Here is an 11,793-nt window from a genome sequence, read left to right as displayed (position 1 = left end):
TCGGTGTCCCTGGTAGAGGAGTGGGAGCGGGCCTCGCTCGCCCAGCACGGAATGTGGATCACCGAGCGGACGGGCGCGGGCGGCCCGGTCTACCGCATGCCGCTCGCGGTCCACCTCGACGGCCCGCTCGACGTGGAGGCGATGCTCGCCGCCTGCGCCGCCGTGGTCCGCCGTCACCCGATCCTCGCCTCGGCGCTGGCCGAGCGGGACGGGCAGGTGTGGAGCGTCCCCGCCGAGGTCGCCCCGCCGATCCTGTTCGAGGACGTCTCCGGCGACGGGCTCGGCCCGGAGGCCGGGGGCACGATCGCCGGGGCCTTCGCGGAGGTCACGGCGGGGGTGACGGCGGAGCTCGCGGCGGGCGTCCCCGGCTCGCCGGAGTGGGTCGCGGCCCGGGCCGCCGAGCCCCTCGACGTGCGGACGGGGCCGGTGTCGCGCTTCACCCTGTTCCGGCTGGGACCCGACCGGCACCTGCTGCTGGTCGTGGCCCACCACGCGGTTTTCGACGGCATGTCGAAGGACGTCCTGCTGCGCGACCTGGCCGCCGCCTACGGCGGTGCCGGCCTCGACCCCCTCGCGGTCCCGTACGGCGAGGCGGCCCGGGCCGAGCAGGACCGGGTGGAGGCCGACCTGGCGGCGGCGGCGGAGTTCTGGCGGTCCCGCTGGCACGACGACCGGGACGTCCTGCTGCCGGGGGCCGGCCGCTCCTCGCTGCGGGCCGCCCCCGGCGACGCGGTGGACCTCGCCCTCGGCGGGGAGGTGGCCGAGGCGGCCGGACGGCTGGGCGTCACCCGCTTCGAGCTGGTGCTGGCTGCCCTCCAGGTGCTCCTGCACGCCTACGGCAACGAGCCGGTCACCGTGGCCGTGGACCTGTCCACCCGGACCGAGGAGACGCGCGACCACGTCGGGCCCTTCGTCAACGAGCTGCCCGTGACCTGCGCGCCGTACGGCACGTTCGCCGAGTTCGCCGAGGCCGTCAGGCGGGAGCTGCGCGCCGTCTACCGCTACCGCCACGTTCCGCTGGCGCGGGCCCTGGGCGGGATCGGCCCGCGCACCGCGCTCACGCCGGTCTCGGTGAGCTACCGGGCGCGCTCCGGCGCTGACCCGCTCTTCCCCGGCCTCGACGCCCGCGTCGAGTGGGCGATGTTCAACGGGACCGTGCGCAACACGCTGCACCTGCAGGCCGTGGACGGGCCCGCGGGACTGTCGGCGCGGCTGCAGTTCAACCCCGCGGTCATCGACCGCGCCGGGTGCGAGGCCGTGGCCGGGCACCTGCGCGCCCTGCTGGCGGCCGTGGCCGCCCGCCCGGACGCCCCGATCGGCGAGCTGCCCCTGCCCCTGTCCGAGTCCCGGCCGGCGCAGACGCCGGTGAGCGGTACGGAGACCGCGCCCGCCGGGCAGCCGGTGACGGGCACCGGGACGGACGCCGCGCTCGTCGGGCAGGTCGCGGCGATCTGGCGTGACGTCCTTGGGCTGGAGGAGGTCCTGCCGGACGACGACCTGTTCGACCTCGGCGGGCACTCCCTGACGATCACCCAGATCATCGCGCAGGTGCGCGACCGGATGGGGGTCGAGCTGTCCTTCGAGGTGTTCATCGACGACCCGACCGTGACGGGGGTCGCCGACGAGATCGCCAGGTCCCGATGACGGCCCGGACCACGCCGGAGCCGGCGGTGACGCCGCAGACCGCGCCCGAGCGGACGGTGAGGCTGGAGTTCGCCGGTGAGCGGGGCGGCGAGTCCCCGCTCACCTGGGGCCAGCGGGCCTTCTGGCGGCTGATCACCTGGCTGGAGGAGGGCGACCCGTACTACAACCTGCCCTGGACCCTGCCGGTCCACGGCAGGCGCGACCTGGACACCGTGCTGAACGCCCTGCGCGGGCTGATCGAACGGCACGAGAGCCTGCGCACCACCTACCGGGAGACGCCCGCCGGGCCGGTCCAGCGCGTGGCGCGCGAGGGCAGGCTGACGGTCGGCGTCCTGGACGCCGGGGACGACAGACCTCTGGCCGTGGCCGGGCGGCAGGCCGCCGCGCTGGCCGCCGAGGGGTTCGACTACGCCGGGGGAGACGCCGGGGAGCCGCTCATCCGGTGCACCGTCGTCACCGGCGCCGGGCGGCCCCGGGCGGTCGCCTTCGCCCTGACCCACCTGGCGGTGGACGCCTGGGCGCTGGAGATCCTCGCCGCCGACTGGAAGGCGCTGCTGGCCGGGGAGGAACTGCCCGCCCCCGCCTGGCAGCCGCTGGACCAGGCGGCCTTCGAGCAGGGCGAGGGGGCCGTACGCGGGCAGCGGGCGCTGCGGCACTGGCGCGCCGCGCTGGAACGGGTCCCGCTGACCCTCTTCGACTTCCCGCAGCGCACCCCCGAGGAGCCGAGGTTCGTCCGGGTCGGCATGGAGTCCGCCGCCGCGGCCTCGGCCGCCCAGACGCTGGCGGAGCGGTGGTCGGTCAGCACGGCCAGCGTGCTGACCTCGGCCAGCGCGGTGCTCCTGGCGACGCTGACCGGTCACCGGGAGGTCGCCATGCAGCTCATCGTGGCCAACCGGCACGATCCGCGGACCGCCGTCATGGTCGGCACCGCCGTACAGGACGGGCTGTTCACGCTGGCCCTGACGGAGGGGACGTTCGCCGACGCCGCGCGCGCCGGGCACGGGCAGGCGCTCACCTCCTACCGGTACGCGCACTACGACCCGGCCGCGATGCGGGCCCTGCGCGCGGAGGTCGGGCGCGCCCGGGGCGGGGACGTCGACCTGTCGGGCTACTTCAACGACACCCGGGCGATCGGCCACTGGCCCAACCTGCCCGCCGGGGACCTGGCCTCCCTGGCCGGGCGGACCAGGACGTTCTCCGTCGGAGCCTGGCCGATGGTGGAGGCGACCGCCTTCTTCGCCACCGGTCCCGCCACCCACACCTGCCAGCTCTACCTGCTGGTCGACACCGCGTTCCTGTCCCGGTCGACGGCCTACACCCTGCTGCGGGGCATGGAGACCCTGCTGGTGCGCAGTGTCACCGGGGACGTGCCGCTCGGTGAGGTCGCCGCGCTGTGCGGCCTGACCCCGGTGACGCGGGACGGGCAGCCCGTACCGGAGACCGCCCGATGACCGGGCGGCATGCGAGCGGGCCGGACGCCGCGGACCTCCGGGCGGCGCTGCTCGCCCGGCTGGCCGAGCTGCCGCCGGAGCGCCGTGAGGCGCTGCGTGCCCTCACCCTGGGCGAGGCGGCACCGGCCGGAGGAGGCCCCGGCAAGAACGCGCCGGCCGGAGGAGGGCCGGGGGAGAACGGGACCGCAGGGGCGTCCCGTTCGTGGCCGCTCTCCCACGGGCAGGAGCGGCTGTGGTTCCTCAACCGCTTCGATCCGGCCGACACCTCCTACAACACCCCCTGGTGCGTACGGCTGCGCGGCGCGGCCGACCCCGGGGCGATCGCCGCCGCCCTCACCCGCGTCGCCGAGCGGCACCACGTGCTGCGGGCCCGGTTCCTGCCGTCCGGCGACGGGCCCGTGCAGACCGTCGAAGCCCCCGGGCCGGTGCTCCTGGAACTCGCCGAGGTCCCGGGCGACCCGGCGCCGGCCGTGGTGGAGTTCGTCAACCGGCCCTTCGACCTGCAGACCGGCCCGCCGCTGCGGGCGGCGCTGATGCGCCTGGACGACGGCGACGCCCTGCTGTGCATCGTGCTGCACCACATCGTGGTCGACGGCTGGTCGCTGGACGTCCTGATGCGGGAGCTGGCCGAGTGCTACGCGGCCGGGCGCGAGGGGCGCGAACCGGTGCTGGAGGAACTGCCCCTGCAGTACACCGGCTTCGCGGAACAGGACAGGGAGCACGAGCGCACGGCCCAGCTGGAGTACTGGACCCGCACGCTCACCGGGGTCCCCGTGCTGGACCTGCCGGCCGACCTGCCCCGCCCGGCGCGCTGGACGGGCCGGGGCGGGCAGGAGCCCCTGCTGGTGCCCCGGGAGGCGCTGATGCGGCTGGAGACGGCGGCCCGGCAGGGGCGCTGCACCCTGTTCATGGCGTTGCTCGCCGCCTACCAGGCCGCGCTCGGGCTGCTGGCCGGTCAGGACGACCTGTGCGTGGGGGTGCCCGTCGCGGGGCGGACCCGGACCGAGCTGGCCCCGCTGATCGGTTACTTCTCCACCACGCTCGCGCTGCGCGCCGACCTGTCGGGCGACCCGTCCTTCGGTGAGCTGCTGCGCCGTACCCGCGCCTCGCTGCTGCGCGGCATGCAGCACGCCGACGCGCCCTTCGAGCAGGTCCTGGGGTCGCTGCGGCTGCCCCGCGACCTGAGCCGCCCGCCGCTGTTCCAGGCCATGTTCAACCTGCACAACATGCCCAAGGACGACCTGCTGCGCCCGACCATGGGCGACCTGGCGGTGGAGGTCTACCCGATGCCGGCGACCGGCCGGACCAGGGCGGAGGTGTCGGTGGACGCCTGGCGCACCGACGAGGGGCTCGGCGGGGTCCTCGACTACGCCGCCGACCTGTTCACGGCCGCGACCGCGCGGCGCTTCGCCCGCGCCTTCACCACCGTGGTGGAGCGCGCCGGGGCGGACCCCGGTCTGCGCCTGTCCGAGCTGGGAGACCTCTGAGATGACGATCGGTGAGTTGAAAGGTGTGCCACGCGTGGTGACGACGCTGGAGCTGATACGGCGCTGGCGGGACCTGGCGCCCGGCGCGGTGGCGGTGAGCGGGCCGTCAGGCCCCCTCACCCACCGCGAGCTGCACGAACGGGTCGACCGCCTGACGGCGGTCCTGCGCGCCCGGGGCGTGGGCCCGGAGGTCCCCGTCGGCCTGTGCATGGAACGCGACGTGGCGATGGTCGTCGCGGTCCTCGCCGTCTGGGCCGCGGGCGGCGCGTACGTCCCGCTCGACCCCGCCTTCCCCGAGGACCGGCTCCGCCTGATGCGCGAGGACGCCGGGGTCGGGCTGGTGCTGACCGGCCCCGGCGTGGACGGGCGGCTGCTCGACGGCGTGCCCCGCGTCCTCACACTCGCCCCGGACGGCACGGTGCCCGGCGGGAGTACGGACCCGGGCGTGCCGGTCCCCGACCTGCCGGTCCCCGGCGGGCCCTCGGGCGACCTGGCCTATCTGATCTACACCTCGGGGTCCACCGGGCGGCCCAAGGGGGTGGCGATCCCGCAGAGCGCCGTGGTCAACCTGATCAGGTCGTTCGGCTCCCTGCTGGCGGTGACCCCGCAGGACCGCTGGCTGGCCGTCACGACCCTGTCGTTCGACATCTCGGTCCTGGAGCTGCTGCTCCCGCTGGCCTGCGGCGCCCGCGTGGTCGTGGCCCCGGCGCGCACGGCGGCCGACGGCCCGGCGCTGCGCGCGCTGGCCGCCGCGGAGCAGGTCACGATCATGCAGGCCACCCCGGCGACCTGGCGCCTGCTGCTGGAGTCCGGCGGGGTGCCCGAGTCGATCACCACCCGGCTCTGCGGGGGCGAGGCCCTTCCCCGTGACCTCGCCGACGCGCTCGGCGGGGCGGGCACGCGCCTGTGGAACGTGTACGGCCCGACGGAGACGACCGTGTGGTCCACGGCCGGGCCCGTCGCGCCCGCGCCGGCCCCGGTCGACCTCGGCGAGGCCATCGCGGAGACGACCCTGTACCTGCTGGGCCCGGACGGGCGGCCCGTGCCGGAGGGGGAGGAGGGAGAGCTCCACATCGGCGGCGCGGGGGTGGCGCGCGGCTATCACGGCATGCCCGCCCTGACCGCGGCCCGCTTCGTGCCCGACCCGTTCGCCGAACGGCCGGGCGCCCGCATGTACGCCACCGGCGACCTGGTGCGGATCGGCCCCTCCGGACGCCTGGAGTATCTGGGCCGGGCCGACCAGCAGGTCAAGATCCGGGGTTTCCGGATCGAGCTCGGCGAGATCGAGACCGTCCTGCGGTCGGCCGGCGGGGTACGGCAGGCCGCCGTGGCGGTGCACGACGGGCCGGACGGCCTGCCCCGGCTGGTCGGCTATCTCGTCCCGGACACCGGCGGATCCGGTGATCTCGCCGGGTCCGAGGATCACGGCGGCCGGGGCGATCCCGGTGCCGGGGTCTCCGACGAGCCGGAGGGGCTGCGTGAGGAGGTGCGCGAGGAGGTGCGCGAGGAGGTGCGCGCCCTGCTGCGGTCGCGGCTGCCCGAGTACATGGTCCCCGCGCATCTCGTGATCCTGGAGCGGTTGCCGCTCACCCCCAACGGCAAGCTGGACCGCGCGGCGCTGCCGCCGCCCGCCGGGGCGCCGGTCTCCGGGGTGCCGTACCGCGCGCCGTCCACCCCGGTGGAGGAGGAGATGGCCGCCGTGTGGGCCGAGGTCCTGGGCCTGGACGGGCCGGTCGGCGTGGACGACGACTTCTTCGAGCTGGGCGGGCACTCGCTCACGGCGGCCCGGCTCGTGGCCAGGGTCCAGGCCCGCCTGGGCGTCGAGGTGCCGATCGCGGAGCTGTTCGAGCACCCCACCGTCGCCGGGCTGGCCCCGCGGCTCGGCGGGTTCGGCGACGGCTCGGACCTGGACGATCTGGCCGCGCTCCGCGGGCAGCTCGACGGCCTCACCCCCGAGGAGCTCGCGGCCCTGTTCGACGAACTGGCGCCGGGCGCATGAGGGCGCCCCTGTCCCCGACCCAGGAGCGGCTCTGGCTCCTGCAGCGCCTCGAACCGGACAACGCCTCCTACACCGTGTACCTCGTGCGCGCTCTGCGCGGGCCGCTCGACCGGGCGGCGCTCGCCGGGGCCTTCGACGACGTCCTGGCCCGCCAGGAGAGCCTGCGCACCCGCTTCACCGAGGAGGACGGCACGCCCTGGGCCGTGGTCGACCCCCCGGCCCCCGCCGTGATCGACTGGCCGGTGGCCCGGGACCGGCGGGAGGCCGAGCGGCTGGTGGCCGAGCGGGTCAACGCGCCGTTCGACCTGGCGCGGGGGGTGCCCCTGCGGATCGCGGTGATCCGCGTGGCCGGCGACGAGCGCGCTTCCGGCGGCCACGCTCCGGACGACGGGCACGGCCGGGACGACGAGCATCTCCTGTGCGTCACGATGCACCACATCATCTCCGACGGCTGGTCGCTCAACGTGATCCTCGACGACCTGGCCGCGTACTACACGGCCCGCGTCTCCGGCACCGAGCCGGACCTGCCGCCGCTGCCCGTCCGGGCCGTCCACCACGCCCTGTGGCAGCGCAGCCGGGCCGGGCGCGCGGTGCCGTACTGGCAGGGAAAGCTCGCCGACCCGCCCCCCGCCGAACTGCCCTTCCGCGGCGAGCGGGCGAGCGGGCACGGGGAGTTCCACGGGATCCGCCTGCCGCCCGCGACGGCCCGGCGGCTGGAGGAGCTGGCCCGGCAGCGGCGCACCACCCTGTTCGCCGTCCTCATGGCGGCCTACCAGGTGCTGCTGTCACGGCACACCGGCCTGACGGACGTCCTGGTGGGCAGCGTGGTGGCGGGCCGCGACCGGGCCGGGCTGGAGTCGATGGCCGGATACGTCTCGCAGCCGGTGGTCCTGAGGGGCGACCTGAGCGGGGACCCGTCCTTCGCCGAGCTGGTCACCCGTACCCGGGGCGACGTCCTGGGCGTGCTCGGCGCCTCCGCCGTGCCCTTCGAGCGGCTCGACACCCCGGCGGAGTCGCTGATGCCGTCGATGCTGATCCTGCACAGCCAGGACGGCGGGCCCCGGCGGGGATTCGGCGGCCTGGAGGTGACCGGGTTCGACGCCGGGTTCCGGCAGGCCAAGATCGACCTGCAGGTCGAGGCGTGGTCGGACGCCTCCGGGCTGGGGATCACCTTCTGCTACGACACCGGGCTGTTCGAGGACGAGGCGGTGCGCCGCCTGGCCGGACGCTTCACGCGGCTGCTGGAGTCCGCGGCGGCCGATCCGCACACCGCCGTCTCGGACCTGCCGATCTGGACCGCGCAGGACGAGGAGGAGATCCGCGCCCTGGCCGGACCACCGGACGGCTCCGGGAGCGCGGACGGCGGTCGGGACGTCACGGGAACGGCCGCGGATCCGGGTGCCGCGCCGACGGCCGGGGATCCGGGCGCCGGGTGGACGGCGGACGGCCCGGCCGTGCCGGAGATGATCGCCGAGGCCGTACGGCGGGCGCCCGGCGCGGTGGCCGTGATCTGCGGCGAGGACCGGGTCACCTACGGCGAGTTGGACGCACGGGCGGACGCGCTGGCCGGGGCGCTCGTGGAGGCCGGGGTGCGTCCCGGCGACGTGGTCGGCGTCTGCCTGCCGCGCTCGGCCGAGATGATCGCGGCACTGCTGGCCGTGTGGCGGGCCGGGGCCGCCTACCTCCCGCTCGACCCGGCCGACCCCGACGAGCGCCTGCTGTTCTCGTTGAAGGACGCCGCGGTCACCCACGTGATCACCCGGCGGGAGCTGCCCGCGGGGACCGCGATCGACCCCGGTGCCGCGGCGGCCCCCGCGGCTCCGGCGAACGGTCCCGGCCGGGGGACACGGCCGGTGGACGCCGCCTACGTGATCACCACCTCCGGCTCCACCGGGCTCCCCAAGGGCGTGCTGGTGGAGCACGGCGCCGTCGCCGCGCGGGTGCGGTGGATGCGCGCGGACTACGGCCTGGGGCCGGGCGACCACGTGGTCCAGTTCGCCTCGCTCAGCTTCGACGCCCACGTCGAGGAGATCTTCCCCACGCTGGCCGCCGGGGCCGCGCTGGTGCTGCTGCCCGACGGCGCGACGAGCCTGCCCGACGTGCTCGGTTCTGCGGCGGGCGGGCGGGTCACCGTACTGGACCTGCCGACCGCCTACTGGCACGCGCTGGTCGAGGAGCTGGAGGAGATCGCCTGGCCGCCGGGGCTGCGCCTGGTGATCCTGGGCGGTGAGCAGGTCAGCGGGGCGGCGGTCGGGCGCTGGCGGGAGCGGTTCGCCGGCCGGGTCCGGCTGGTCAACACCTACGGCCCGACCGAGGCCGCGGTGATCGCCACGGCCGAGGACCTGGACGCCGGGGCGAGCACCGGCCGCCCGCCGATCGGCCGGCCGATCGGCGCGACCTCGGTCCGCGTGCTGGACGGGCGGGGGCGGCCGCTCCCGCCGGGCGCGGCGGGTGAGCTGGTCATCGGCGGGGCCGGGGTGGCGCGCGGCTATCTCGGGCGGCCCGCCCTGACCGCCGCCTCGTTCGTCCCCGACCCGTACGGCCCGCCGGGGGCGCGCCGCTACCGGACCGGGGACCGGGCCCGGTGGCGCGCGGACGGGCGGCTGGAGTTCCTGGGACGGCTGGACGGCCAGCTCAAGGTGCGCGGGTTCCGGATCGAGCCCGGCGAGGTCGAGAGCCGTCTGCTGGCCCACCCCCAGGTCGGGCAGGCGTTCGTCACCGCGCGCGACGGTGAGCTGGTCGCCTACGTCACCGGCTCCGCCGACCCGGCCGACCTGCGCGAGCACCTGGAGCGCGTCCTGCCCCGCCAGCTGGTCCCGACCGCCTGGGTTCGGCTGGACGCCCTGCCCCTGACCGCGCGGGGCAAGATCGACCGCGCGGCGCTGCCGGAGCCCGCCGCGGCGCCCGCGCCGGAGCGCGTCCCGCCGCGCGACGACGCCGAGCGGCTGGTGGCGGGGATCTGGGAGGAACTGCTCGGCGTCACCGGTCTCGGCGTCTTCGACGACTTCTTCGCGCTGGGCGGCCACTCGCTGCTGGCGACGCGGGTGGCGGCGCGGATCCGCCGGGCGACCGGGGTGGAGGTCCCCATCCGGACCGTGTTCGCCCGCACCACCATCGCCGCCCTCGCCGCCGAGGTGGAGACGCTGCTGATCGAGGAGCTGGCCGGGATGACCGACGAGGAGGCGATGAACCTGCTGGGCGGCTGAGCACCCCGGCCCGGCGCGGGATCCGTCCCGCGCCGGGCCCGCGGCCGCCCGGCGATGAAGGAAAACTGCGAAGAAGGAAAGTTACAGAAGCCTCACGCATCGTGGAGATTATTGACGGCGGTTCGGCGCGCCCGTAGGGTCCGGTCAAAGTCCCGATCTTCCGGGCTCCAGCAGACCCCCCACGGAGCGGTTCATGAAGCGTCTAGCAGCGGTAGCGGCGTTGCTCAGCCTTGCCGCCGTCACGGCATGCAGCAGCGCCACCACGCCGGGCACATCGTCCGGCGGCGGCGGTGGCGGCGTCTACACCACGATCGACGGCCTGCGTGCGGGCATCGACGCCAACGCGCCGATCAACCCGTTCAACCCGAAGGGCAACGCGTTCCGCGGCTACAACTCGATGTGGCTCGGATGGACCAAGAACCATCTGACCGACCCCAACCAGTTCTATCCGGGCATCGCGGAGAGCTGGGAGATCGCCCCCGACCAGTCGTCGATCACCCTCAGGCTCCAGCCGGCCAACAAGTGGTCCGACGGCAGGCCGGTCACCGCCGAGGACGTGAAGGTCTCGATCGGCCTGGCCTACACCCAGGGCGGCACCGCCTACGCGCTCGACCCCGCCGTGTCCGGCACCGCCTCCGACGTCGAGGTGATCGACGAGAGGACGATCAAGATCACCCAGTCGGCGGAGAACCCGAGCGTCACCTTCGTGCGGGGCGTCATGGAGACGGTCATCGTCCCGGCCCACGTCTGGGGGAGCCTGCTGCCGGCCGACTTCTGGGACAAGCTGAAGACCGCGCGCGGCGACGGAGCCGAGGCCGAGGCGGCGCGGACCGAGATCACCGGGCTGGCCGAGAAGGTCATCGCCTTCGCCCCGGCCGAGGACGTCTCCGCCGGCCCGTTCACGCTGGAGCGGGTCAACCCGGGCGAGGCCCTGCTGGTCAAGAACAGGCACTTCCACAACGCCGCCAACGTCGCCCCCGACCAGGTGAAGCTGCTGCACTACGCCGGCAACGAGCAGATCTGGAACTACCTGATCGCCGGCCGGCTCGACAACGCCCCGTTCACCGCGGTCCCCGCCGAGGTGATGAAGCGCATCGTCCGGACGCCGGGCAACGGGGTCGTCAAGGGCTACTCGCCGGTCGGCAACGCGCTGGCGTTCAACCAGTCCAAAAAGCCCTACGACAACGTGCACGTCCGCCGGGCGCTGGCCTACCTGATCGACCGCGAGCAGGTCACCAAGGTCGCCTCGCCGGAGGGCGGCATCGCCTCGGTGACCACCTCCGGCATGCACCAGAAGGCCGCCGCCGAGTGGCTGGGCGACGCCTTCACCACGCTGGAGCCGTACAAGGCGGACCCCGCCAAGGCCGAGGAGGAGCTCAAGGCCGCCGGGATGAAGAAGGAGGGCGGCAAGTGGGCGATGCCCGACGGCTCGCCCTGGAAGATGAGCATCCACGTGCCCGCGCCGTTCTCCGACTGGCTGGCCGGGGCCAAGTCCGTCGCCAGCCAGCTGGGCGACGCCGGGATCGACGCCGAGGTCGTCACCACCGCCGACTATCCGCTCTATCTGGAGGAACTGGCCGCCGGCAAGTACGACACCGGGTTCTGGCTGGTCGCGCTCGGGCCGGCGCCGTACAACATCTACCAGCGCCTGTACGGCACGCCGAACGGCTGGCAGCTGTTCGGCGGCAAGCTCAAGCACGTCGCCCCCGGCAAGGAGGGCAACTGGATGGGCGGCCCGGAGACCGTCGAGGTGGACGGCGAGAAGGTCAACCCCGGTGAGCTGGCCGTCAAGCTCAACTCCGCCCCCGAGGCCGAGCAGAAGGAGATCATCGGGACCCTCGCCAAGGCCGCGAACCAGGACCTGCCGGTGATCCAGATGTGGGACTACGTCAACACGCAGTTCGTCAACACCTCGCGCTTCACCGGCTTCCCGCAGGCCGAGAGCGACGCGCTGCGCCTGACCTCCGGCGTCTGGATCCAGCTCGGCATGATCAAGAAGAAGTAGG

6 protein-coding genes are annotated in these 11,793 nt (G+C 75.0%); all 6 read left to right on the top strand.

Features of this window, described 5'->3' with window-relative positions:
• Positions 1 to 3 precede the first annotated feature (3 nt).
• The 6 genes from Pta02_RS16935 to Pta02_RS16910 all read left to right on the top strand — a co-directional run bounded on the left by Pta02_RS16935 (position 4) and on the right by Pta02_RS16910 (position 11,792).
• The gene (locus tag Pta02_RS16935; protein WP_203875802.1) at positions 4 to 1,644 is read left to right on the top strand and encodes a condensation domain-containing protein; all 1,641 of its coding nucleotides are present in this window, start codon (positions 4 to 6) and stop codon (positions 1,642 to 1,644) included.
• Positions 1,645 to 1,670: 26 nt separating this feature from the next.
• Positions 1,671 to 3,095 carry a condensation domain-containing protein gene (locus Pta02_RS16930; protein WP_203875801.1) on the top strand — a complete coding sequence of 475 codons (1,425 nt, stop codon included), beginning with the start codon at positions 1,671 to 1,673 and terminating at the stop codon, positions 3,093 to 3,095.
• Entirely contained in the window at positions 3,092 to 4,582 is a 1,491-nt protein-coding gene (locus Pta02_RS16925) for a condensation domain-containing protein (RefSeq protein ID WP_203875800.1), read from the top strand. The genes Pta02_RS16930 and Pta02_RS16925 overlap by 4 nt, the downstream gene beginning before the upstream one ends.
• Positions 4,583 to 4,616: 34 nt before the next feature.
• Complete coding sequence (locus tag Pta02_RS16920; protein ID WP_203875799.1) at positions 4,617 to 6,581, top strand: non-ribosomal peptide synthetase; 1,965 nt, start codon at positions 4,617 to 4,619, stop codon at positions 6,579 to 6,581.
• Positions 6,578 to 9,787 carry a non-ribosomal peptide synthetase gene (locus Pta02_RS16915; protein WP_203875798.1) on the top strand — a complete coding sequence of 1,070 codons (3,210 nt, stop codon included), beginning with the start codon at positions 6,578 to 6,580 and terminating at the stop codon, positions 9,785 to 9,787. Before Pta02_RS16920 ends, Pta02_RS16915 begins: the two co-directional genes overlap by 4 nt.
• 193 nt (positions 9,788 to 9,980) lie before the next feature.
• Positions 9,981 to 11,792, top strand: coding sequence for an ABC transporter substrate-binding protein (locus Pta02_RS16910; RefSeq protein WP_203875797.1), 1,812 nt, complete (start codon positions 9,981 to 9,983; stop codon positions 11,790 to 11,792).
• Position 11,793: the final 1 nt, after the last annotated feature.

The sequence above is a fragment of the Paraplanobispora takensis genome, from assembly GCF_016863195.1.
GTDB lineage: Bacteria > Actinomycetota > Actinomycetes > Streptosporangiales > Streptosporangiaceae > Planobispora > Planobispora takensis.
This window is presented reverse-complemented; position numbering and strand designations above follow the sequence as displayed.